The organism is Rhodopirellula halodulae, assembly GCF_020966775.1.
Classification (GTDB): domain Bacteria; phylum Planctomycetota; class Planctomycetia; order Pirellulales; family Pirellulaceae; genus Rhodopirellula; species Rhodopirellula halodulae.
The window spans coordinates 66803-91943 of record NZ_JAJKFV010000004.1 but is presented as its reverse complement, the minus strand read 5'-3'; the positions used below and the strand labels follow the sequence as shown (position 1 = coordinate 91943).

Genomic DNA, 25141 nt, shown 5'->3' with positions numbered 1-25141 from the left:
TGTACGACAGTTTTGTTGGCTGTCGTTTTCGGCACGTGGAGCGGAAAGATTAACTTTCTGGGGCGGCGGTGACAAGGCTTGATTGGTGCACTCATCGACGTTCACGATCCGCGCGATACACTGCCGGAATGAGTCGTTCCAAACCTTCCCAATCTGCTGGTCAATACCTCGGCGAACAGGCACTCCAGTCCAATTCTGATGGCTATCAATTACTGGACTTTGGGGATGGGAGAAAGCTGGAATTGGTGGCGGGGCGGTTGCTGGACCGGCCATCGCCCGCCGCGGAAGGATTCGTCCGCCGACAACCTGGTCGATGGTCAAAGGCCGACAGTCGCTTTGAAATGAAGTCCAAACGTTGGACTCATCGTACTCGCTGGAACGCTTCGACAATGTCGTGTGACGGTTTTCAAATGCCGGTTGGCCCGACACCCTACGGGCACATTGGTGTCTTTCCAGAGCAAGCCCCCAACTGGCACTGGTTGAGGACTCAGAAGTTGCCCGCGATTTCCAGTGATGGAGAGCAACCAAGAGCATTGAACCTGTTTGCCTACACGGGGGCGTCCACGATGGCGTTGGTGTCCGCGGGGTTTGCGGTGGCTCACGTGGACGCGGCGAAACCCAATGTGCAATCGGCTCGCGAGGCCGCCGCGGCGAATGGTTGGACGGAACCGCCGATCCGTTTTTTGGTCGACGATGCCGTCAAGTTTGCGGCGCGAGAAGTTCGTCGTGAGAATCGATATCACACGATCGTGATGGACCCGCCGGCATACGGGCACGGGCCAAGTGGAAAGGCTTGGCGATTGTCGCGAGACATGTGGCCGCTGATCGATGATTGTTTGAAGTTGTTGGACCCGACGGCGTTTCGAATGCTGATCACGGGGCATTCACCCGATGTGAATCAGCACGATGTGCAGATGTACCTGGATCAAAACCTGAGACGCGTGGTTTCACCGTCCGGCGAAGTGCGGTTCAAGGTCGGACGTTTGCGGTTGCCAGACGCCAACGGGCGAGAGCTGGACGCAGGGTTTTTCGTTCGAGTCTGGAACGAGTGATCAGGTAGTTGCGATGGACACCTGACTCAGTCTTCTTCTGAAGGCGTTTCTTCGAGTGGCTTTGGCGGGGCGGGTTCGCAGTGGTCCATGTAGTCCAACTGCACGCGAACGATTTCTTTCGTGCACTCGAAGAATGCGTCCAGCACCTCGGGATCAAAGTGGGTGCCGCGACCTTCTTCGAGGATCGCGAAACACTTTTCTCGCGGCATGGCTTTCTTGTAGGGACGTTCGGCTGACAACGCGTCGAACACGTCGGCAACGGCGGTGATGCGGCCTTCCAAAGGAATGTCGTTTCCAGCCAAACCGAGTGGGTATCCGGTTCCGTCAAAACGCTCGTGGTGCGTTTGTGCGATGCTGGCCGCAAGACGCATGAGAGCACTGCCGTTGCTGAGCATGTCTGCTCCCAATTCCACATGCGATCGCATGCGGCGAGCGTCGCTGCCTGTGTGTGGCTGGATGATCTGATGACCAAACTTCACGTGGTTTTGGATCACCTCAAATTCTTCGGGTTCGAGTTTGCCCGGCTTCAACAGAATGCCATCGGGAATGGCGATCTTTCCAACGTCATGAAGCTGAGCTGCCATTTCGATGTCGCGAACGAACCAATCGGGAAGTCCCATTCCTCCCGCGATGATTCCCGCGAAGCGACCGACTCGAATGACGTGGTTTCCGGTGTCGTTGTCACGCATCTCGGCGGCACGAGCTAAGCAGTAGATGACTTCGCGACGTGACGCTTCCAGTTCTCGGGTGCGTTGTTCGACCTTCAATTCCAGTTCGGCCGCGTGGTGTTGCAGGCGATCTTGGAAGCTCTTGCTTTGCAGCGAGTTACGAACGCGTGGCGTCAAATCCATCGGGTCGACAGGCTTCAACAAGAAGTCCGTCGCGCCCAATTCCAAACACACCAACTTGATTCGTTCGTCAGTATTCGCTGTTAAGATCAGAACCGGCAAGTGTTTGAACCGAGGATCCTGACGCACACGTTCCAAGATTTGGATGCCATCGACGTTGGGCATGTTGATGTCCAACAACAGCACGTCAGGCATGCTGCTTTCAAGGATCCGAAATGCCGCGCTGGAGTCCGTCGTGGTTTCGAAATTTCGATAGCCCGCGCGTTCCAAATACTTCTTCACGACCAAGACGTTGGCGATCTCGTCGTCGACGATCATGATCTTGCCGGGCAGGGTGGGGACCGGCTTGGCTGAGTTTCCTTGCGGCAGGGCACCAGGTGATCCGGGACCGCTCCCAGGAACAACTGGCGCGCTGAAGACGGCAGAATCGCTAGTGTTGGGAAGAGAACTCATGGAACGGATACCGGCATCAAATAATGGGTTTCAAAATTCGCAACGTATGTAGCTTCCAAGAAACATGGCTTACAGATCGGTGCATGCGTCGCACTGCCGATGCTTGCGGCCGGATGTGCATCGGTTCTTGGATAGCTGGAACGATTGAGCGGATTGAAACGGCTTCGTCGCGACGCATATTGCACCGGCGATTACCCCCATCGACTATGAAGTCGCTTGTGGCATCGGACCGGGCACGATCATGCGTCTGCGAACAGATTCAATTTCTGCCAAGCGAGCTTCGCAAGTTGCCAAATCCTTCTGGTGAGCGGCGTCGATCAATTCGCGTGACGGTTGGGTCAAGTCACCATAGCCCACCGTGCCACCGGCACCTTTCAACCAGTGTGCACTGAGTCCCAAGTCCTCGTAGCGTCTTTCATTGAGTTCGTTTCGCATGTCCAGCAATCGGGCGTCCAAACGGACAACAAAGTCCGACACGATGGCGTGGAAGTCGGGATCATCCAGCGGCAACGCACATTGAATTGGATTTGGGATCGACGCGATGTCTTGAACCGGTGAAAGACCTACGTCGCTCGGATCGCGATTCATTGCGGCGGTGAGGTCGATCGCCGCTGCTTCGGACAAAACCAAGCCGGGAATCACGACGCGTTGATGCAACTGTCGAATTTCAGCCAGCATCTGCGTGGCGATTTCACTCGATTCGTCTTTGGCCGCTTGCTCCAGTGTCCTTGCGGGTTCGGTGAAGACATCCAGCCCCACGGTTCCGCCGGCTCCTTTGAGCCAGTGAGCTTCCCCGTGCACGACGTCGAATTTTGATTCTTGGATGGCTTGTTCGATTCCATCCAAACGTGTTTGCAATCGCGACACGAAGTCGCCCGCGATGGCGCGGAAGTCTTCGTCGTCCATCGGCAAGCTTGGAACAATCGCGTCGCTGGCTTGATTGGATGGTGATGTTTCGCTGGTTCGTGGCGCTGCACTGGATGGTGTTTCGGTTGAAGCGGTTTCGTTTCCAAACTCGATGGCCGGAACCGATGGAGTCGCATCCAATGTGATGGCGGGATGAGCGGCCGGGTCAACCGTTCCCAGATACTGCGACACCATCGCCAACAGCTCGTCCAGGTTCACCGGTTTGGTCAAGAAGTCATCGCAGCCAGCCTCGATGCATTTTTCGCGGTCGCCACGCATGGCGTTCCCGGTCAACGCAACCACCGGAGTCGTGTTGCCACTGGATCGTAGTTGGCGTGTGGCCGAGTACCCGTCTAGCACCGGCATCTGCATGTCCATCAACACCAACGCGTAAGCGTCATTTGATTCGTTAGCTAGTTCGATCGCATCCAAGGCTTCTTGGCCGTTTTCCGCCGTGCCGACTTGGGCGCCGGCTCGCTTCAGAACCAATTCGATCAAGCGACGGTTGGCTTCTCCGTCATCGACAATCAGCACTCGTTTTGCTGGCAGACGCAGCAGTTCGGAGTTTGCATCGGCCTGAGCCTTTTCCTTGGCCAAGCGTGCCAATTCTTCCGGGCTGATCATGTCATTCAGAGCAGCGGACTGAGTTGGCAATTCCACACGGAACGTGCTGCCGACGCCGATTTCGCTGTGCACGGTCAACGATCCGCCCATGGCTTCCGCCAAACGGCGACTGATCGAAAGTCCCAATCCGGTACCGCCAAACTTTCGCGTCGTGGAGCTATCGGCTTGGACGAACGAGTCAAAGATCTTGGCTTGTTGCTCGGGTGTCATTCCGATGCCGGTGTCGATGATGTCGATCCGAAGAATCGGGTCGTAGCCTTCCACGGAATTGGACGGAGTCTTGAGCAACGAAGTTACGATCGAAACCGATCCGTCCTCGGTGAACTTGATCGCGTTGCCGACCAAGTTCGTGATGACCTGACGCAGACGAGTCGGGTCGGCCTGGATCGTGCGTGGGATCGCGGTTCGGAATTCGACTTTCAAATCCAACGCCTGTTCGTCTGCTTTGACTTTCAAAGTGTTGGCCACGTCGGTGACGATTGCTTCTAAGCTAGTGTCAATCGATTCGACTTGCAGGTGGCCTGACTCGATCTTGGACAAGTCCAAAATGTCATTGATCAATTCCAACAGGTGAGCCCCGGAACGGTGAATCATGTTCAGGTGATCGACGGCTTCGTTGCTGTTGGAAACCAAGCCACGACGTAGGACGTCGGTGAATCCCAACACCGCGTTCAATGGTGTCCGAATTTCGTGGCTCATGTTGGCCAGGAAGTCGCTCTTTGCCGCGTTGGCATTTTCGGCGGCGTCGCGGGCTTTCGCCAAAGCCACTTTGTTTTCTTCGATCAACGTGATGTCTTCGAACGTGACCAAGTAGCCTTGTCCCGCGATCGGTGTGCAGTTCACGCTGAAGGTCAGCATGCGTCCGTTGTTCTCAAATTGCAGAATGCGGTCGAGCACGGAATCATCGATCTCTTGCGATTCGACCCAAGGGCGTTTTTCATCGCTGCCTTCGATGGATCGCCAATCCAACTCATCGATTTTCTCGCCCATCAATTCCGATGCTTCGCGAGAGAGCAATTGATTCAGACGCCGGTTGGTGAACAGGATTCGGCCGCGAGAATTCAACAAAACCAAACCAACCGTGATCGTGTCCAATGCGTTTTCGACGTGAGTCGGGACGGCGCCGGATGGATCTAGGCTTTCCAAGGTCTTCTTGAGAAAGAACGAAAACTGGATCAAGCAGGCGGGCACCAAGACAATCAGCAACCACGCTGGAGCCCAGTAGTTCAATCCGAACAATCCACCGGTGTTGGCAAATGCCACCTGCATCTCGCCCCACTGTTTTCCGTAACGGAACACCGGAACGCGCATTTGGTTCACGTTGTCACTGACCGTTTCGTCCCAGTGACCCACGTGATCGCCCGCCGCAACCAGCAACTGTCCTTCCACCGAGACCAAGCCGATGGAGTGAATCTGCGGGTCGCGATGCACCACCGATTCCAGCGTGACTCGCAACGAGTCGACTTGTCCATTGCTGGCCATGGCCGTGCCACTGATCGCCAACGTTTCGCACAAGCGCGCACGACCGTGCAAGATTTCCTCTTGCTCGTTGGGAAAGAACCCAGCGGCACTGGCGACGAGCAAACTGCCCGCCATGAGACCGACCAGTCCGAGCGAGATCCGAATTCGAATCGGGATTCGTTGATAGAGAGAGATCATTCGTCTTCCATCGCTTTGTCGTGACGGTCCATGAGTTCTTCGAGGGTTTCGCCGTCACCGTTTCCAGAGAAACCTTGCATGATCAAGAGCGGGTCCACCGCACGCCACGCTGGCATGTGAGCAATCAACCCGGACAACAACAATCCACTTCGTAAACCCCAAGCCACCACACCAACGGTCACACTGGAGGCGGCGGCTCCGGCCGTTCCGACCACGATCAAGTCGCCTTTGATTTGTGAATCCAAGCGGTGCTGGTAACTGTCGAGTTGGTCCCACATCTCGCCCGGCTGACTCATCAAGGCGTAGTCAACCGAGTTCATCCGCACGCTATCGCTGCCGAAGTCAAAGTCCAAATCCAGGCGATCCATGCGGTCGGACGAACCACCATTTGCAATTTGAGTGGTCTCTCGTTGCAGTTCACGCTCGGCGGCTTCTTGTGCTAAGCGGGCTTCGTTGACGGCGGAGCCTATTCGCTGGCCATCGCCCGATGTGTCGTCGGTTCCCGCGGCCCCTTCGCCACCCTGAGCTCCGGCTTCGGTGGTGGTGGCCGCCGCATTGGGCATGGCCACGGCGACTTCCGACGCTTCCGCTTCGGCGGATGATTCAGAGTCCGCTTCTTTGGATTCGTCTTCCGTGCTTTCTTTGCTTTCGGATTCGGACGCCGACTCGGCAGCTTCGCTTTCTCGCTGCGATTCAGATCCGCTGCCGTTGTCCTCGACCGTCGGCGTGGGAGGAGGCTGTGGAACGGTGGGCACCGGCAAGAACGTCAACGTCACGGTGGCCGCCGCACTGTGTTCGCGTCCATCAAAAGCCGTCCACTCAAACGTGATCTGGCCGATGAAACCGACAGGAGGCGTGTAGGTGAATTCACCGGTCGGCAGGAGGTTGAGCGTGCCAACGACCGGCCCCGAGCTCAGATGCGCGGTCATCGAGTTCCCATCGACATCCTCCGCCAAACCATCGAAGACCGAAGCGGCCGACTGAATCGTTTGCCCGGCCAAAGCACTTCGCTCCAAATCTGCCAGCGTCGGTGCGGTATTTGTATTGGTGACTTCGATGGACAGTGTTTGCGTGGCTTCCGGACCGCCGCCGATGGACGCGTCGTCCAAATCGATGGTGACGTCCAGCCAAGGATTCACGATGCCGTCGAGAGTCACGCCAGCACGAAGTCGCAATTCAGTACCGACGACCTCAAACAAAGCCGCGTCGTCACCTTGCAAGGAGAAGCTTTCGGTGCCCAATGCATCGTCATCAATGACTAAGTCGGCCACCTTCAAACCACTGGACATGTCCTCGTCTTCCGCGATTACGGTGATGGCGTTGGTGAGCGTGAAATCAGGAGCTTCGTTGACATCGGTCACGGTCAGCGTGAAGTCCGTCGACGAATCGATTCCACCGCCGAGCGACGAATCATCGACGTTGACTGTTACATCGAGCGTCGATGCCGTTTCGAAGTCCAACGCCGCATCGCCTCGCCAAAACAGTTCGTTTCCATCAATCTCAAACAACGCCGCATCATCACCGGACAGAGACAGCACATTGGTTCCGGTGCCATCATCGGTCACGATGATATCGGCCATCTTGATACGAGACCCCGTCGCGGTGTCTTCGGCCAGCGAGGTGCCGGATTGACTGAGGCTGACCGTGGGAGCCGTGTTCACGTCGGTCACGGTCATCGAATGAGCCGCCGTGTCCAACGCACCGGCGGACAAGCTGGCGTCGTAGACCTCAACAGTCACATCCAACGTGGCGTTGCTGTCGTAGTCCAACGACGCATTGTTGACCAGCCAAAGTTCGGTGCCGTCGATACGGAACAAAGCCGCGTCGGCTCCGATCAGAGCGAACGTTTCGGTTCCCAGTGCATCATCATCCACCACGATGTCGGCGACCTTCATGCCGGATGACAGGTCGGCACCTTCGCTGATGGTGGTGACCTGATTGGCCAAACTCACCGAGGGGGCTTCGTTGACATCGGTGACGGTCAGCGTGAAGTCCGTCGACGAATCGATTCCACCGCCGAGTGACGAATCATCGACATTCACGGTCACATCGAGTGTCGATGCCGTTTCGAAGTCCAACGCTGCATCGCCTCTCCAAAACAGCTCATTGCCATCAATCTCAAACAACGCCGCATCATCACCAGACAGCGATAGCCCGTTGGTTCCGGTGCCATCATCCGACACGATGATGTCGGCCATCTTGATACGAGATCCCGTCGCGGTGTCTTCGGCCAGCGAGGTGCCGGATTGACTGAGACTGACCGTGGGAGCCGTGTTCACATCGGTCACGGTCATCGAATGAGCCGCCGTGTCCAACGCACTGGCGGACAAGCTGGCGTCGTAGACCTCAACCGTCACATCCAACGTGGCGTTGCTGTCGTAGTCCAACGACGCGTTGTTGACCAGCCAAAGTTCCGTTCCATCGATTCGGAACAACGCCGCATCAGCTCCGATCAGAGCGAACGTCTCGGTTCCTAGTGCATCATCATCCACCACGATGTCGGCGACCTTCATGCCGGACGAAAGGTCGGCACCTTCGCTGATCGTGGTGACCTGATTGGCCAAGCTCACCGAGGGGGCTTCGTTGACGTCCGTGACGGTCAGCGTGAAGTTCGTCGACGAATCGATTCCACCGCCGAGCGACGAATCATCGACATCCACGGTCACATCCAGTGTCGATGCCGTTTCGAAGTCCAACGCCGCATCGCCTCGCCAAAACAACTCATTGCCATCAATCTCAAACAACGCCGCATCATCACCGGACAGCGACAGCACGTTGGTTCCGGTGCCATCATCCGACACGATGATGTCGGCCATCTTGATACGAGATCCCGTCGCGGTGTCTTCGGCCAGCGAGGTGCCGGATTGACTGAGGCTGACCGTGGGCGCCGTGTTCACATCGGTCACGGTCATTTGGAATGACTTCGTGTCATCCGGTGAACCGCCGACATCGGTGTCGTCCACGACCACATTCACATCCAACACATTGTTGGTGTCGTAGTCGAGCGTGACGCCATCACGCAAAAAAAGTTTGGTGTTTGAGTCGCGAAGTTCAAACAGTGCGGCATCATCACCGGTGAGCGTGAAATCGTTGGTGCCAATTCCATCATCGGTCAACACGATGTTGGCCACGTGGACGCCACCGGTTAAGTCCGCGTCTTCCGCGATCGACCCCAACACCGAATTGATTGCAATTGTCGGAGCGGAGTTCACCTGATTGACTTGGATGGTGAAGCTGGCTTCTTGCCAGGACGTGTCGGAGCTGGTTGCTCGAACGGTGAAACTGTGTTGCGTGGCGATGTCATAGTCCAGCGTCGCCGCCAAGGTCACGATGCCCGTGCTGGAGTCAATCGTGAACTTCGAATCGGGATCGCTGACCAAGCTGTAGGTCACGGTATCGCCATCGGGATCGGTCGCGGAGGCTTGGACACCCACCGCCGTGCCGATGCTGGCGTCCTCGTCGATCGAATTGGGATCGGCATCGGTGTCACTGATCGCACCCACTGGCGAATTGGACATGACACTTTCGACCAGGGTCAGCGAGTTGATCTCCTGATTTTCATGGTTTTCCAACCCGATGTCGCTCCCATCGAACAAACGTTCGGCGGTTGCAATCGATGCATTGCCACCGATTCGCGTCGATGACATCGTCAACCGAAAGACATCTTGGTTGCGACCGTTTTGACCGGCGATGTTGGTGCTTTCATCGGATCCCTCGTGGACGGCGATCAGCAGGTCACCAGCCGTCAGTGCAACACCACCGACGGTGACATTGTTTTCAACCAAATGGATTCCAACGATTCGTTCCGAGAAGTCCAGATTGCCTCCGTTGGAATCCTCGACTGAATCATCGCCTTCGATCAGAATCGCTTGCGTACCAGCGGTGTTCGATTCACCGACGGTGTCCGCATGGAAGGTGTAGATGCGGTCTTTCTCGCTTCCACCGCTTCGCGAAAGCAAAAACGTTCCCTGAGCAAGCGTCGTGTCACCGACTTGAACTCCATTCACACTTTCAACGAGAGATATCCCTCGCAGATCCCCGCCGATGGGATCATCCAGCAACAGGAAGAAATCGCCCGACGAATAATCACCGGGGGTGGACGCGCGGAAAACGACGACCTCACCTTTGTCAAAGGTCTTGTCCGCTTCGTTTTCACTCGAGAACGTCACCCCGTTCTTGTCAATGAGGAGCAGCAAGTCTCCTTCTTGCAGATCAAAACTATTGGCACCGCTACCGACACTCAAGTTTGACCAAACCGAGTGCATCCCGCTGATTGAGACACTGGTGTCGGCGGTGAAGTTTTCCAAACGAAAACCGGGCGTTGAAACCGAACCCGCCGTGCCGCCACCACCGTCAAAGCTCAAACCAGGATCGGCCACCTGCACAATTTGGTCTTCACCCCAATTGGACAATCCGGAAACCGACGAGCCGCTGACGTCTTTGTCCGTTGTGAACCACAGCCCATCGGGTTCCGCCAGATCCTGCACCCGAATGGTCAACGTTTGCGTGGTGTTGTTCCCCATCGAATCGGCGACGTGTACCACCACCGTGTAGGTCGGTTTGGTCTCGAAGTCCAACACCCCATCGGTCAGGATCAGTTCATCCGAATTGCTGCCGCCGATCGAAAAACTTCCCGCGTCGGGACCACCCACAACGGTGTAGGTAAAGCTTTCGCCTTCATTGGGATCGATCGTGGTCAGCGTCCCCACGGACACCCCACCGCTCGTGTCCGTGTTTTCAACGACGTCAGTGGGTTGGAAACCGAATGACAAGGGTTGTTCATTGTCCCCGGACGCTCCCAAGCCAATTCCACGGGGTTCACTCAGGCCCGCGATTCCCAACGAGGTGACGTTGGACCCATCTAAATCTGAGAAATAGATGCCAGGTTCACCACCGTCGGTCCAGTACAACTTTTCGTTGACGTGATCGATTGCCAAGCCATCCGGTGAGGTCAATCCGCTGGTGATCAACGCACTTCGATTGGTGCCGTCCAGGTCCGCACGCCAGATTTCCTCGTCACCATTGGCCATGGAGTAGTAAAGCGTGTTGTTTTTGACATCGATCGCAATGCCCGTGACGGAGGACGATGCGGTGAACAGAACGCTTCGGTTGGAACCATCCAAATCCATGCGTTCGACCACCCGACGCATTTGGTCACTCCAGTAGACGTGACCATTGATCAAGTCCAACTCGATATCGTTGGGCCGAGTTAGATAGAACCCACCGGCGGTTTCAGTCGCCAACGTTTCCACATTGGTTCCGTTGAGGTCGGCCCGTTTGACGTGATTCTCAAAATCATCGTCCTCCACCCAGTAGATTTTGCCGTTGATGAGGTCAACTTCCAAACCGCGTGGCTCATTCAAGTCGGTCAGGATGTTCGTCAGCCCGGTCCCGTCGAAATTGATTTGTCGGATGCGTCCTGATTGAGGATCAGAGAAATACAAACGCTGATTGACCGAATCGACCGATAACTCGCTGGGATGGCCAATTCCGCTGGCGACCGTTTGAACGTCCGTGCCATCTAGCTTGGAGGATTTGATCTCCTGATTGTCGTAATCAATCCAAAACAGGCGATCGACCACCGCACCCTCGTATTGGTACGCTCCGATATCAATTTGCGAATCGAGTGAGCTGAATCCTCTCGCGTCCGCGGCGGTGCCTGCCAGTTCCACCCCCGCGTCAATCGCGGCACTCCCCGCCAGCAATGCATGCGTTTGCACATAGCCGCCGTTGTTGGCGAGCGTGTCCAGGTTTGCCGCTGCGCCAATGAAGTCTTCTCCTCCGAAACCAGTCGCCACTCCGACCGTGCCAATCAGGTTGCCACCGCTCGACGAGAAAGCACCTTGGACATCCGGTCCCGATGAGGTGGCGGTGTTTCCGCTGACGATGCTGTTGGCGATGATGGTGTTGCCCGACTCCACATAGACGCCGCCGCCGATGTTGGAATCGTTCGCCGTGATCGTCGAATGAACGATCCGCGCGTTGGCCTTGTTGTAGAAACCTCCGCCGACGTTGGTCCCCGTGTTGCCACTGAGGGTGACATTCTTCAATGTGGTTTGTGACGCGTCGGCCTCGGCGAAGATGGCTCCGCCCACGGTCGCCACGTTCCCGGAAAGGGTGACACGATTCAGTCTCGCCGTGCCGCGGTTGGTGATCCCGCCGCCCGTGTTGGTGCTTTGGCCGTTGACGCCACCGTTGTCGATGATCGAAACGTCGGTCAGCTCGATGGTCCCGAAACTGCCGATGGCTCCCCCTTCCGTCGCCGAGTTGTTGGTTAAATAGGCACGTTCCAAAACCAACGTGGAACCGGCTGTATCCACCCGGATGGCACCGCCCATCTCTCCCTCTGCCCGACCATCTCGCAGCGTCACGTCGGTGAGCGTCAGGTTTCCTCCACGCAGATCAAACAGACGGCTCATCTCGCCGCCGTCCAGGATCGTCACATCGATCCCGTGACCGACAATCGTGACATCTTTCAGAATGTCCAGGTCGCCATAAAGGTTCGCGTCATCCTCGCTGCCATGTCTGGTCAGTTGAAAGACAGTGGGTGTGTCCAGCGCAGCATCGAACACGATCGTGTCCCCGCCGGAACCCGCATTGACGATCGCGATGGCTTCTCGCAGTGACATTTCGCCGTTGTCGTTGGATTCATCCACCCAAGTCGTGACGGTGATGGTGGCAAGTTTGTATTGCCAGGATTCCTGGAACGCTTCGCTGACGACGATCTCGGTTTCAATCGTTCCCGTCGCGTATTCCAGCACCCAGTCGGCTTCGTAGCGATCGTGACCCGTGTCATTGGTGCTGGCGGCCACGTCGGCCCCCGTCAACGCGGCGATCGAATCCACCAACGTCTTGCCATCGGCATCCGCGGCCAAATCACAGCCATAAAACAGAATGTCCGCATCGCTGGTCAGCGCATGTTGCCACGTTGCGATCTCACCGGCGTAGGCATCCAAGTTGCCAGCGCTCAACCAAACGTTGCCCAAACGGACCGAGGAGCCTTCGCCGTGCGAGATGATCTGCACCGATTGCACGTCGAAACGTGACTCTAGGATCTCCGATATCTGTGTGATCCCATCGCGATTGGCATCCAAGACAACGACTTCGCTGCCGGCACGATGAATGCGCAGTTCTTCGAGCAACGCGTCCAAATCAGGAGTCGCCGAATCAACAAAGATGATCTCGGCCACGCTGGTTGAATCGTTTTGCGTGGCAGGATCGTCAACACTGGATGACGCGGTTGCCTGTTCCGATTGGGCGTCGGATTCCAGAGGGATTTCCATCACCGTCGCAGCGGATGATCCATCACCGCTTGAATCGTTGCCATCCGCGGTGTCCATCATCGCGGGATCGATCGGCGATGCGCTGAAGAGCACCATTGGTTCCAGGGTGCTGATGCTCGGCGAGGGACGACGGTGAGCGACGGAGCGACGAGGCAGCAAGGATTGCTGGGTCAGCGTTGCGACGTGGTCCCATCGCAAACAGCAACGCTGCCACCAGTGTGTTGACCAATTTGACATTCGGAACCTCGCTTCCGTGCGCGAATCAAGGGACAACATCATCGACACACGTTTGCTCACGGTACAACCCATTGGTGTGGGCCGGTCGTCCGCCGAAACGTAGGCGACAAACGTGGGCCGTGACGGCAATACGGTCTGCGAAGTTCTGGTTTTCCTTGCGAGGTGGTGAATCTGTAACGATTGCGACAATCACCCCACTTGTCGGTGTAACGATGACGTTCGATTGCGGGATTCAATTCGTACCCAGACACGTGGTCGGCCGATTCGAGAAAGCATCGCGTGGACTCTTGCCCAGGTTCTGCGCCGACCGACCTTGCTCTTTGATTCGATGACAGCTGACGTGAAACTGTTTGCCGCTCCGCTCCGAACGACGCCGACTCGCGTCCTGAAAGTTGGGCTGCGCACTCACAGAGTCAGCAAACTCGCGTCGATTCGTTCGACGTGGCTGAAACGATTGGCACTGAGTTGTTTGGTTTGTGTCGGCTGCTGCGGGGCCATCGACCCTCAATCGGCGGTGGCGCAAACATCGGTCGAAGTGCCCAGCCATCAAATGCACCAGAACCTCGAGCTGCCCATTCCGAACGCTGTGCATTCGCGTCCCTACGAACACCACATCGATCGTTACCGCAGCCAGGTTTTGGATACACCCGTCACCGATGGGGATGAATCCTGCTGGTTTGAAAACTCGCCCGCGCTGGCCAAGCCGAGCATCCTGGGTGGTCAGGTCACGGTGCTGGATCCAAAGACGGTTTGGTGGGACCAACACGTCACGACGCCACTGGGGTTGGCCGATCAACACACGCCGGTGGATGCTTCCGCGTTGGCGCAGACCGCACTGATCGCATCGCCTTACGTGCGTGGTCTTTTGACGGAACCACAGATCTCGATGACTGACATCGTGATCGCCGACGCCCAGTTTGATCCGTTGACGTTCTTGGATGCGAACTACACCGACACCAACGACCCGGTCGGCAGCACGCTGACCACTGGCGACGCGTCTGAACGGTTTCGCGACAACTTGTTCTCGTCGTCGGCGGGTGTTCGCAAAAAGATGACTTCCGGTGGAAATTTGGAACTGGTCCAACGCGGCGGGTTCCAAAACAACAACTCCACCTTCCTCGTTCCCAATCCGCAGGGAACTTCACGGTTGGAATTGAACTTCTCTCAACCGTTGCTTCGCGACCATGGCAAAGCCGTCAATCGCACGCGAGTGATCCTGGCGAAGATCGACGCGCAAATCACCAACAGCGAAGTCCGTGAAGAAATCCAGACTCACCTGTTGGACGTGACGACGGCGTACTGGGAATTGTATCAAGCCAGAGCGGAATGGCTGCAACGCAGTCGTTTGCTGGAAAGTGCCCAAGAGATGCAAGGTGTGTTGCTGGCTCGCGGTGAAGTTGACTCTCAGCAACGACAAATCCTTCGTGCCAACGTCGCCGTCGCCAAACGGCGTGCCGATTTGGTTCGCATCGAGACTCGGATTCGCAACGCGCAATCAAAGTTGCGTTTGCTAACCGGCGATCGTCAATTCGCTCAGTTCGCCGAATACGAGATGGTGCCGGTTGAAAAACCATTGATGCAGTCCATCGAACTGAGCACGCGTGACGCGACGCTGACGGCGTTGGACAACCGTCCCGACATCGTCCAAAGCTTGCAACAAATGCATGCTGTGTCGACCCGCGTCGGTGCCGCTCGCAACCAAGTGTTGCCGCGTTTGGATTTGTTGCTCAGTTCCTATGTCGCCGGATTGGAAACCGGAACGAACACGTTCGGGGCGATTGGCCGCCAATTCAGCGAAGGGCGTCCGACTTACTCCGCCGGTTTGGTGTTTGAACGTCCGTGGGGCAACCGTGCCAACCAAGCTCGTTTGCGTCGCAACCGATGGGAATGGACGCGATCCTACGCCGAATTCCAACAAACCACCGAAGCAGCGATCACGGAAGTCGAAATCGCCGTTCGCGAAACTCAGACTCTATTCAATGAGCTGATCGCCAAACAGCAATCGACCAACGCCGCGGCCAGAGAAGTCGAATACCTGCGTTCGCGATGGACGTTGCTGCCCGATCCCAACGAAAACGCGATTCTGTTGATTGAAAACCTGTTGGACGCTCAAGAGCGTTTGGCGGATGAGGAACGCAGTTTGGTTCGCTCGCAAGTTGCCCACGCTTTGTCTTGGGTCAGCCTTCGCAAAGCGATGGGCGTGTTGTTGGTGTGCAACGTGGCGGAGGTTTCGCCGCCCCTGAATGATCTTTCGGTGATGACGCCACCGGAACCGCAACCGTTCGGCGGGATGATTGAAAGCGAACCATTCAGTCCCCCAAAACCCGCGGAGCCGACACCATGATGGCTTCGCTCACACAATCTTGGTTTCCGCAGTTCAAACGTGTTGCGTTCGGATCGCAACCGACGGAATTCGCGATCGACGATTTGTTGGTGCAGATCCACTCACGAGGCCAGCGTTGGCGTTCCGCCTCCGATGAAGACCTCGCCGGCGGCCTATCCAACATTCGCTACGATTGGCTTCGCCGAAACGCTTCCGACTCCGGTTCGTCCGTGACGGAAATTTGGCGCACGTGTTTGATCGACAGTGTTGCCATCGCCTCGGAAGCCATTCGTCGTACCCACAAGATCGAATTGTTTGAGGTGCAACTTCGTGCGGGACTGATCGTTTCCTCGGGGATCGCGAACGGACGTGGCGGAGTCGCGGAAATGCAGACCGGCGAAGGCAAGACGTTTGCCATGTTCGTCGCTGCGGTCATCGCAGCCATTCCCGGTCGTGGCGTTCACTTGGCAACGCCCAATGCCTACCTCGCGGCACGTGATCATCAACAACTGGAACCCACTTGGAATCTGCTGCAATTGAACAGCGGTTGTTTGCCCGAGGACGCTTCTGCGGAACAAACCCGCGCGGCTTACCGTGCGGACGTCACCTACGGACCCGGTCACGCCTTTGGCTTTGACTATTTGAAAGACCAATTGGCTCTGGGAACCAAGATGCGTCGACGTCCCGGCGCATCGCTGCTTTCGCGTTTGCAGATGGATGCTCAAGCCGACAAGCAACTGCAACGTGGATTGGCGGTCGCCCTGATCGACGAAATCGATCACGTGTTGATCGACGACGCTTTGTCACCGTTGTTGCTTTCCGGAACGCACCCGGGGGAAGCCGACGATGCCGAGGTCCATCGGCGAGCCATTCCGATCGCAAGCGAACTCAAAGAAACACGCGATTTCCGATGCGTCGCGAAACGTGTGGAGCTGAACTCAGACGGCTTGGATCGCGTTTATCAATCGGTCGATGCGGTGTCAGATGCTTCGCTGCATCGGCCTTGGCATGAATACATTGAACTCGCGTTGCAAGCTCAGCATCTGCTGCATCGTGATGCCGATTATGTGGTCGAATCCGGCGAGGTTCGGATTGTGGATCCGTCGACCGGACGCATCTACGAAGACCGGACTTGGTCAGGCGGTCTGCAACAAGCGGTTGAAGCCAAAGAAGGCTTGCCCATCCGGCGAGAATCCGAGGCACTCGCCAAGATCACTCGTCAACGTTTCTATCGATCGTATGACTACCTCGCGGGAGTCACCGGAACAGCCAGCGATTGCCGCGACGAGTTGCGAACCGTGTACGGTCTGAAAGTGCAAACGGTGAATCCGCGTTTGCCATCGCAACGTGTGATCCTGCCGCCGCATGTTTCTTCCAAGCAAGCGGACAAGCTTCGTGCCATCGCGGTGGAAGCTCGAGCAATGGTCGAGGCGGGACGCAGCGTTTTGATTGGGACGCTGGACATCGCTTCCAGTCTGGCCGTGTCGAAAGAACTCTCGAAACACGGATTGCAGCACGAACTGCTCAACGGGCTGCAAACCGCGGACGAAGCCGAGGTGGTTGCCAGTGCGGGGCAGCCCGGAGCGATTACCGTCGCCACCAACATCGCGGGACGAGGCACGGACATCGGACTCCATCCCACGGTTCGCAAGCAAGGCGGACTGCACGTCATTGTCGCTGAACATCATCGATCCAGTCGCGTCGATCGTCAATTGATCGGACGTTGTGCACGTTGTGGTGATCCGGGCAGCAGCCGAGCGTTCTTGTCGGCCGACGACCCAATGATCCGCGACTCCGCACCGTGGTTGGCTCGGGCGCTGACGCAAGTCATCGCATCGGGGCAAACAGCAACGCAGCCAAAGACAACGCTGCCCGTTGAAGAACAGATTCAATCAATCCAACGACATCACGCCAAACGCGCCGCGGTTGCCCGCCAGCAGCTTCTCGCCGCGGACGAACGAGATTGCGTGTTGGTTCGGAAAGCCCAATCGAACCGCAACGCGAACGTACAACTTCACGCCATGGATGCAGGAATATGAAACGCACCTGGATCAAAACGTTTTGTCTTTTCACGAGCCTTGTTTGCTTGCCCATGAGCGGCATGGCGCTCGCCGATGAATACGAAGCGTTCACCGAACCGTACCGCCGCATTCGTGTCTCCTCCTCGGAAATGGGTGTGATCACCGAGTTCCTCGTCGAAGAAGGCGAAGCCGTTCGCGAAGGCCAGGTGCTGGCACAACTTGACGATGAGCTGCTCCGTAAATCGCTGGAAGTTTCGCGGGCCGCCAAAGACGCCGTCGGAAGCAAAACCGCGGCCGAAGCCGAGGTGGTGTTGCGCGATCAACAGGTCCAAAGCTATCGCCGTCTGTTCACGCAAGGCAACGCGACGCCTCGCGAATTGGAGCGAGCTGAAAATGACCATCGGCAAGCCCTCGCTCGGCTGCAAAGCGTGACGGAAGAATTGGCCGTTCGCGAATTGGAGTACCAACGTGTTCTGTGCCAATTGGAACATCGCCGGATTCTGGCTCCGTGCAACGGAGTGATCGTGATGAAGGCAAAGGAACGGGGCGAGTTCGTTTCCCCGACGGATCCGGTGGTTTTGCAAATGGTGCAGTTGGATCGCATCAAGGCGGTCTTCTCCGTTCCGCTACGCCGAATCGATCAATTGCGAGACGGACAAGATGTGTTGCTTCGGGTGGGCTCCAAACGTGCGTCGGTCGTTGGCAAGGTCGAGTTCGTTTCCCCCATTGCAACCGCTGAATCCGGCACGGTCCGTGTTAAAGTCGTGGTGCCAAACGAGAACAATCAAATTCGCAGTGGAGTGGTTTGCTGGTTGGATTTGGAAGCGTCTCCGAACGCCATCCGTGGTGCCCGGACGCGCGTGAGTGACGCTCCTTTGATCCTGTCGCCCGCCGTTCGCTAGGGAAGGGAGCCGCTGATGGAAGACGTCGACGTGCTTTCCGCAACCGTCAATGACTTAAGACATGCGACGGCTGACGCAACGCGCGATCTTGGTCTGGATTGGCAGCAGCGTGCCGAAACGCTCGCCACCGCGATTGAACTGCAAACCACGCTGGATGGCTGTCAGGAATTCGACGACGCGACTGCGATCGCGACCCGGAGCTTGTGTCGTTGGTTGAAAGCCGAGGGTGCGGTGTTGTGCTGGTCGCGACCCGGCGGCCGTCTTCGCTGCGTTCATGACCACGCGAGCGGTGGCGGTCAGATTGCCGGAGACGCCGAACGTGAGTTGCTGGCGGCCGCCGAAGAAGCCTGTTTGCGAGAAGGCGTGACTCACATCGGGCAATCGGACGTCGCGGCGCCCCCGGCAACCATGGCGATGCGGCAATGGCTGCAAGCGATCGGTTCCTCGCACTTGCTGGCCTGCCCGCTGAAGGAACCGGACTCTACCGTTCGTGGCGTGTTGATGTTGGTGTCCGCCAACGATCGTTCCGCGGCGACGGTGATGGATGCGTTTGCACCGCTGTTGGCCAGCAAACTGCAGAGCATCGAACGATTGCAACCCGTCGGGATGGAAGCCACCATCGTACGCGGCATGCGATCGTTTCGACGTGTTTGGCAGCGAACATTGGTGTTGGTTTTGTCGGCTGTGTTTTTGCTGATGTTCCTGCCGGCACCTCACAACATCCGCACTACGGTTGAGTTGCAACCGGTCAAACGTCGGTTTCTTTCCGTGCCATTTGATGGACCGTTGCAAGCCTGTTTGGTTCGTCCCGGCGACATGGTCGAGCAGGGCGAACTGCTCGCCAAAATCAATCCTCGCGAATTGGAATTTGCTCTGGCGGGATTGAAAGCCGAAGCCAACCAAGCCGACCAGGAACGTCGTGGTTCCATGGCCACGCATGAGTTCGGCAAGAGTCGCATTGCCGCGTTGGAAGCGGATCGCTTGAAGACCCAAACCGATCTGCTGAATTACCAAAAAGAGAATCTGGAGATTCGCAGTCCCATTGATGGGATCATTCTCAGCGGCGATTGGAAACAATCCGAAGGCGCTCCTCTGACGCGAGGCGAAACGTTGTTTGAGATCGCACCGACTGGTTCGATGAAGGTCGAGATCGCGATTTCGGAGGAGAACATCGCCCACGTTGCCGTGGGAATGCTGGCGCAGATCCACACTCACGCCATGCCCGAACGTGTGATGCACGGCGAGATCAAACGCATTCAACCCACGGCCACCATCCGTGAATCTGAAAATGTGTTTTTGGCGGAAGTCGAAATGGACGATCAAGAAGGGCTGCTACGGCCGGGGATGAAGGGGCGAGCGATCATCTATGGCGACCAACGTCCCATCGGTTGGATCGTCTTTCATCGTCCATGGAATCAACTGCTCCGCTGGTTGGGTGTTTGACCATGGCGCGCGATCCCGGCACGATTGATTGGCAACGCGAACCCATTCGTTTGGCGGACGATGTGAAGGTTTGGCCCGTTCGCGAAAATGGGAAGCCCATTTATCGATTGGAAATCCCCACGACCCATCAATTCTTTCGGGTCGGATTCGCGGAATACACGTTTCTGTCGGCACTGGACGGCAAACGGACTTTGGCACAGGCTTGCGGACTGGTCACCGCTCGGATGGGCCGCGAAGCACCGACGTCTTCTCAGTGCGAATCCATCGCACGATGGCTGATCGAAAACAGACTCGCTCATTTCGCCGATTCTCCTTCGCCGTCTCGCGGAGCCCGTTCGGTTTTGACGGATGCAGCCGGCTCGAAGAATGATTCGATCTGGACGCGTTGGAATCCTTTTTGGATCAAGACACCAATTCCGGGGGCGGCGTCTGCGTTGCGAATCCTCGCCGAACCATTGCGTTTCCTTTTCGCGGTCCCCACCGTCCTGGCGGGCCTGTTGCTGATCGCGGTTGCCTTGTTCGGTTTGCTGACGAATCGTCACGAGTTCCTTCTAGGAGCATCGTCCATCTTGGACCCGTCCAACTGGAACTGGCTCTTGTTGACGCTGGTTTCCTTGAAGTTCGTTCACGAGCTGGGGCACAGCATCGCCGCCTATCGGGTTGGCGGTTCCGTTCGTGAAGCCGGTGTGGTTTGGGTGTTGATGGCACCGCTGGCTTATGTCGACGTCACAAGCTGTTGGAGATTGCCCTCGAAATGGTCTCGGATGGGCGTTGCGGCCGCGGGGATGTTCGTGGAGTGTGTGATTGCATCGGTGGCCGCATTGACTTGGCTGACATCCGACAATGAACTGCTCCGGTGGTGGTGCCACCACGTGGTGTTGTCCGCTGGGCTGTCCACGTTGCTGTTCAACGCCAACGTGCTGATGCGTTTCGATGGCTACTTCATTTTGTCGGATGCTTTGGGGATTCCGAACTTGGCATCGGAGTCGGACCAGTCGGTGCGACATTGGTTTCGCCGCTGGTTTTTGGGGGAGATTCAAGCCGAGTCGTCGTATCGTTCATGGCGTCGGTGGACCATTCTTGGCTATGGCTTCGCCGCGAAGGGTTGGCGAGTGTTGGTTTGCATCTCACTCGGTATCGCCAGTTCGACGCTGATGGGCGGAACCGGCATTGTGCTGACCGCACTCGGAATCTGGCTGTGGTGGGGACGTCCCCTGGTGAGCGGACTGCGTTCCACGCGAATGTTGGCCGCACGAGAGCCGCTGGTGTTTGCCAGGGCGGCGTTGCTGGTGAGCTTGGCTGCGGTTGTTGTCGGTTGGGCGTGTCTTTCGATGCCGATCCCAACGTCAGTTCGAGTTCCCGTGGTGGTGCAATACGATCCCGATACTGCGGTCCGTGCCGGCGTGGAAGGATTCTTGCGAGAACTGCATGTTGAAGAAGGTGAATGGGTCAGGGCGGGCCAGCACCTCGCGACGATCGAAAACCGAGAATTGTCTCAACGAGTCGCTGAACTTCAGATTGCTCAAGAACAGAACGAGATCCGCCTCCGCAAAGCGATTGACACGGCGGATGAATCGACACGTTTGATCCTGTTGGAAAACCGAACGGCGATCATCGAAAAACTGGCCACTCTTGAGAAGCAAACCGCAGGCCTGCGTGTGGTCGCCACGCGATCCGGGCAGGTGATTGCGAATGATTTGTCCGCCAAACGCGGGACCTATCTGCGCGAAGGAGACTCCATCATGGTGGTCGCATCCGATGCGGACAAAGAAGTGCTGGCGATGATCGATCAATCCCAGATCGAAGACGTTCGCAATCAAATTGGTGGCTCCATCCGGCTCAGTTCCGCCGACCGGAGTGTGCATTGGGCACAGCTAGAAACCATCCAGCCGCGCGCGACCGATCGAATTCCTCACGCCTCCCTCGCCGCGACGCACGGCGGATCGCTCACGGTGCGTTTGGATGACGAAACCGAAGAGGACTCAATCATGGACGATGTCTTGGGACAAGCTCAGGTGGAGTCGATGCGACTGCTTCACCCGCATTTTCGGGGCGTGTTGCGATTGGAAGACTCTTCGGCCGAGAAGCTTCCTGTCGGGATGCGATTGGACGCTTACTTCGGTTGGCATCAAGCGTCCTTGGTCACTCGAATTCAGCGTTGGTTCCAAAAGGCGTTGGCGGATGCGGAAGATCGCCGTTCGTGACACCAGCGAAATGCGCGGATCCCTCGCGCGGTCATCATGTCGGTCAAGAAGTCAGGCCGCACCAATTTGAAGCACCGGGAAGGCTTCGGCGGCCGCCGGCAGCATTCGCATGGCGGCGAATTGCGGGTGCTTGATCAACAACAACGGCAGCATCGGACTGCGAACGTTCAACAATCGTGCCAGTTGTTTTTCAGCGGGCTCGCGATCAGGCAAGTCATTGCGTCGAAGTTGCAAGATGCTTTCGTTTAAAGTCGGTCCATACGGTCCATAAGGAATGGACGCCAAACGTTGGGCGCGTTGCTCGAAATAGCTTTGGCTGCCATCAGACTTGTTCCATTTCAATTGGGGATCGAGCATTGCCGCCATTGCGAAGTCACCTCCATGTTCGTACATGTCGATCAACAGACCGCGAGCGAAGTGTTCGGTATCCAGAGGATCAAATCGTTTCGGAAGCTGCACCTCAGCAATAGTTCTGGCGCTTTCTCCGTTGGCGTTGAACCACTGCGACCGAGCCAAATCCGCTTGCAGCAACTTCGATAATGGGTGCAGGGACGCGGCCTTTTGCAAGGAACGCATTCCTGACATTTCCATCCGCACGTCGTATTTGAACGACATGAGCTGGACCCAACCCAGTTGATGATGAACTTGCCAGGAATTCTGGGCTTCTTCCGCCAGGGTGGTGAGCTCTTCGCGGGCTTGGTCCAGATCGCCAAAAGTTTGGTACTTGAGCATCGCCGAAGCCAATCGCGCATCGACGTTGTTGCTATCCAACGCCAGTGCGATGTCGGTCTCGCGGCGTGCTTGCGCGATCAAATTCAAAGCTTCGTCGTCATCGACCCGACCAGCCAACGTCAATGACGTCAGCCCATAACCGGCGTGGGCGGGTGCGTAATTCGGATCTTCCTTGAGTGCACTTTCAAAACACTTCAAAGCGCTTTGCAGTCCTTTCACGCTGTCCGGGTCGGCTTGCGTGCGACCCTTCAGAAGGCAATTGAATGCACCTGGCACGTCTGGCGTGGATTCTGTTGAGCTTTCATGCAGACTTTTGTCGATCGCCTCGGCGACCTGCCGCGCCAAATTGGTTTGATCGATCAGGTTGTCACCGGCAATGGTGCGGATCACCTTGCCCCACAACTGAGTTCCCGTTTTCGCGTCGATGATTTGGACGTTCACGTCCATCACGCGGTTTTGATCGCTCGACGATTCGGTGAATGTCCCCGCGACCAAGGCGTCGACTTCCAATTGAGCTGCCACCGCGCGGTACTGCGGTGGGAAACTGGCGTTCAACGGGACGTACTTTGGCACGGACAACCCATCCAATCGACTCAGTTCATTCGCGACCAAACTCGCCAGCAATTCGCCTTTTTGCAGACTGCGGCCGCCGGCTGGCTGGCCGTTGACGATTCGCTGATCAGTCTGACTCAACGGGGGCGTGAAGCTCAGCACGCCAATGGAACGAATACGGTTCAGTTTCTGCCAATCGCCACTGAAACCAGACACGCCCAGCAGACCGCCCACCAAACTGCCGCCGATCAATTCTCCAAGACGTCGGCGTGACAGTTGTGGCACGCCAACAGTTGATTGACGAGAGGGATCCAGTGGCATGGCCAGGGTGTCGGCACCGCCCGTGCCATTGGCATGCGGTCCCGCCGGCAAGGTTCCCACACAATTGGACAACGCCTCCGCGACAGCCGCCGAGGTTGGGCGTTCTTTGGGATCCTTTGCGAGCATCGCAATGATCAGGTCGGCCAACGCCACATCGTCGCGTCGACGTCCCGGGTCCGGAAACGGTGATGTCTCCAGCACGGCCGCGTAGCGACTGGCGGGAGTTCTTCCGGTGAAGGCTGGTCGCCCGTAAAACGCTTCGAACAGCAAGCAACCCAGCGAGAACACGTCCGCGGCTGAGGTAACGGCCTCACCGCGAGCTTGCTCCGGAGCCATGTAACCGGGAGTTCCCAAAATCATGCCTTCGCGCGTCTTGGCTCCATCGTCCGCCGTTGCTTCCTCGGAGGATGCGTCGCTTTCCGGATCCAATTGACCGGGACCGAAGACCGCTCGACCCACCCGTGACAGACCAAAATCGAACAGCTTGACCGATGGGATCGAGTGAATGCTGGACGATTGACTGGCGAGCGAATGACCGCTGATGGTTTTGCTATTCGCGGTGGAAGGAGTGCTGCGGCGACCAACCAGCATGATGTTCTCTGGCTTCAAGTCGCGGTGCACCACACCGGCGGCGTGCGACGTCGCCAGCGCTTCTGCCAATTGACGTCCCCAATAACGCACCATTTGCGTTGTGATTGGTGCGACATCCGTGCGACGAGGCTCCATGCGACGCATCAACGTTTCGCCACGCAGATGTTCCATCACCGCGTAAGGCATGCCCTGGTGCACACCAACGTCGAACAACTCAACAATGTTGGGGTGGGACAACGAGGCCACTGCCTTGGCTTCGCGTTGAAAGCGTTCGACCAAGTTCGGCTGACCATCAATGGCCAACATCTTCACCGCGACACTTCGTTCCAACCGAGTGTCGGTCGCACGGTAGACAATGCCCATGCCGCCACGGCCCAACACTCCGTCCAAGCGATATGGACCAATCACCGTGCCAAGTGGCGGCAACGCATCGGTTTGGTTTGTCTTGGAAACGCGGTTTGGCTTGTTGGCGGAAGCGTTGCTGGAATTGCCGCGAGTTGATGGTGATGCCATCGCGGGCGTGTCCATCGGCTCGCCAGTCGATGGAGTGTCGTTCCCAGGCGAGAGGATCTGGGTTCGATCCATTGAATCGTCGACACGATCGTCTGCGGAGGAATCTTCGCCGGCGAAGGCTCCCTGGTTCGCACCATTGGGTGATGGACCGGGCGTGGTCGTTCCCCACAGCAATTGATTCGACAACGGAGGCGCCGCGTCGTCCGATTCGCCTTCAATCTCGGCCTGGATCGCACGCAGTTCGTTTCGCAAGAGATCCGCGTGTTCGCCGCCATGCCGAGCCACCAGGGAGTCGATGTCGGTCGATTCCGACACGGACGCGGCACCATCGTTTTGTTGACGCAGCGCCGATTCGTATTCCAAGCACACCGCATCGAGGCGAGCTAATTCGCGAGCCGGCAGATCACTTAAATTCATCGTGAACCAATTCCGTAGCTTTCACACCCAACAGTCGTCGGAACGAATCCAAACGGACGC

Annotated in this window: 10 protein-coding genes; 6 read left to right on the top strand and 4 right to left on the bottom strand. The window is 57.1% G+C overall.

Features of this window, described 5'->3' with window-relative positions; translation table 11 throughout:
• The first annotated feature begins 128 nt into the window (after positions 1-128).
• Positions 129-1052: a class I SAM-dependent methyltransferase gene (locus tag LOC70_RS04215; protein WP_230252054.1), complete on the top strand. Its 924-nt coding sequence runs from the start codon at positions 129-131 to the stop codon at positions 1050-1052.
• A 26-nt stretch (positions 1053-1078) separates the two neighbouring features.
• Here LOC70_RS04215 and LOC70_RS04210 read toward each other — a convergent pair whose 3' ends face one another.
• The 3 genes from LOC70_RS04210 to LOC70_RS04200 all read right to left on the bottom strand — a co-directional run bounded on the left by LOC70_RS04210 (position 1079) and on the right by LOC70_RS04200 (position 13062).
• The gene (locus tag LOC70_RS04210; protein ID WP_230252053.1) at positions 1079-2353 is read right to left on the bottom strand and encodes an HD-GYP domain-containing protein; all 1275 of its coding nucleotides are present in this window, start codon (positions 2351-2353) and stop codon (positions 1079-1081) included.
• A gap of 204 nt (positions 2354-2557) precedes the next feature.
• Entirely contained in the window at positions 2558-5542 is a 2985-nt protein-coding gene (locus LOC70_RS04205; RefSeq protein ID WP_230252052.1) for an ATP-binding protein, read from the bottom strand.
• The gene (locus LOC70_RS04200; RefSeq protein WP_230252051.1) at positions 5539-13062 is read right to left on the bottom strand and encodes a DUF4347 domain-containing protein; all 7524 of its coding nucleotides are present in this window, start codon (positions 13060-13062) and stop codon (positions 5539-5541) included. The genes LOC70_RS04205 and LOC70_RS04200 overlap by 4 nt, the downstream gene beginning before the upstream one ends.
• A 340-nt stretch (positions 13063-13402) precedes the next feature.
• On the opposite strand from LOC70_RS04200, the gene LOC70_RS04195 reads away from it, so the two are divergent.
• Genes LOC70_RS04195 through LOC70_RS04175 form a run of 5 tightly spaced genes read left to right on the top strand, consistent with a single transcriptional unit; the run spans position 13403 to position 21955 of the window.
• Positions 13403-15406 (top strand): TolC family protein, encoded by a 2004-nt coding sequence (locus LOC70_RS04195; protein ID WP_230252050.1) that lies wholly within the window; start codon positions 13403-13405, stop codon positions 15404-15406.
• A complete protein-coding gene (locus tag LOC70_RS04190) occupies positions 15403-17424 on the top strand; it encodes a preprotein translocase subunit SecA (protein WP_230252048.1) in 2022 nt (673 codons plus the stop codon). The genes LOC70_RS04195 and LOC70_RS04190 overlap by 4 nt, the downstream gene beginning before the upstream one ends.
• Positions 17421-18308 (top strand): efflux RND transporter periplasmic adaptor subunit, encoded by an 888-nt coding sequence (locus tag LOC70_RS04185; protein ID WP_230252046.1) that lies wholly within the window; start codon positions 17421-17423, stop codon positions 18306-18308. The genes LOC70_RS04190 and LOC70_RS04185 overlap by 4 nt, the downstream gene beginning before the upstream one ends.
• Positions 18309-18323: 15 nt before the next feature.
• A complete protein-coding gene (locus LOC70_RS04180; RefSeq protein ID WP_230252045.1) occupies positions 18324-19751 on the top strand; it encodes an efflux RND transporter periplasmic adaptor subunit in 1428 nt (475 codons plus the stop codon).
• A 2-nt stretch (positions 19752-19753) separates the two neighbouring features.
• Positions 19754-21955: an efflux RND transporter periplasmic adaptor subunit gene (locus tag LOC70_RS04175; RefSeq protein WP_230252044.1), complete on the top strand. Its 2202-nt coding sequence runs from the start codon at positions 19754-19756 to the stop codon at positions 21953-21955.
• Positions 21956-22006: 51 nt separating this feature from the next.
• Here the strand turns inward: LOC70_RS04175 and LOC70_RS04170 are convergent, their stop codons facing one another.
• Positions 22007-25081 carry a protein kinase domain-containing protein gene (locus LOC70_RS04170; protein ID WP_230252043.1) on the bottom strand — a complete coding sequence of 1025 codons (3075 nt, stop codon included), beginning with the start codon at positions 25079-25081 and terminating at the stop codon, positions 22007-22009.
• Positions 25082-25141: the final 60 nt, after the last annotated feature.

Coding starts and splice junctions, on each gene's coding strand:
- LOC70_RS04215 (WP_230252054.1), top strand. CDS start 129: ATGAGTCGTTCCAAACCTTCCCAATCTGCTGGTCAATACCTCGGCGAA.
- LOC70_RS04180 (WP_230252045.1), top strand. CDS start 18,324: ATGGAAGACGTCGACGTGCTTTCCGCAACCGTCAATGACTTAAGACAT.
- LOC70_RS04210 (WP_230252053.1), bottom strand. CDS start 2,353: ATGAGTTCTCTTCCCAACACTAGCGATTCTGCCGTCTTCAGCGCGCCA.
- LOC70_RS04190 (WP_230252048.1), top strand. CDS start 15,403: ATGATGGCTTCGCTCACACAATCTTGGTTTCCGCAGTTCAAACGTGTT.
- LOC70_RS04185 (WP_230252046.1), top strand. CDS start 17,421: ATGAAACGCACCTGGATCAAAACGTTTTGTCTTTTCACGAGCCTTGTT.
- LOC70_RS04205 (WP_230252052.1), bottom strand. CDS start 5,542: ATGATCTCTCTCTATCAACGAATCCCGATTCGAATTCGGATCTCGCTC.
- LOC70_RS04200 (WP_230252051.1), bottom strand. CDS start 13,062: ATGTCAAATTGGTCAACACACTGGTGGCAGCGTTGCTGTTTGCGATGG.
- LOC70_RS04170 (WP_230252043.1), bottom strand. CDS start 25,081: ATGAATTTAAGTGATCTGCCGGCTCGCGAATTAGCTCGCCTCGATGCG.
- LOC70_RS04175 (WP_230252044.1), top strand. CDS start 19,754: ATGGCGCGCGATCCCGGCACGATTGATTGGCAACGCGAACCCATTCGT.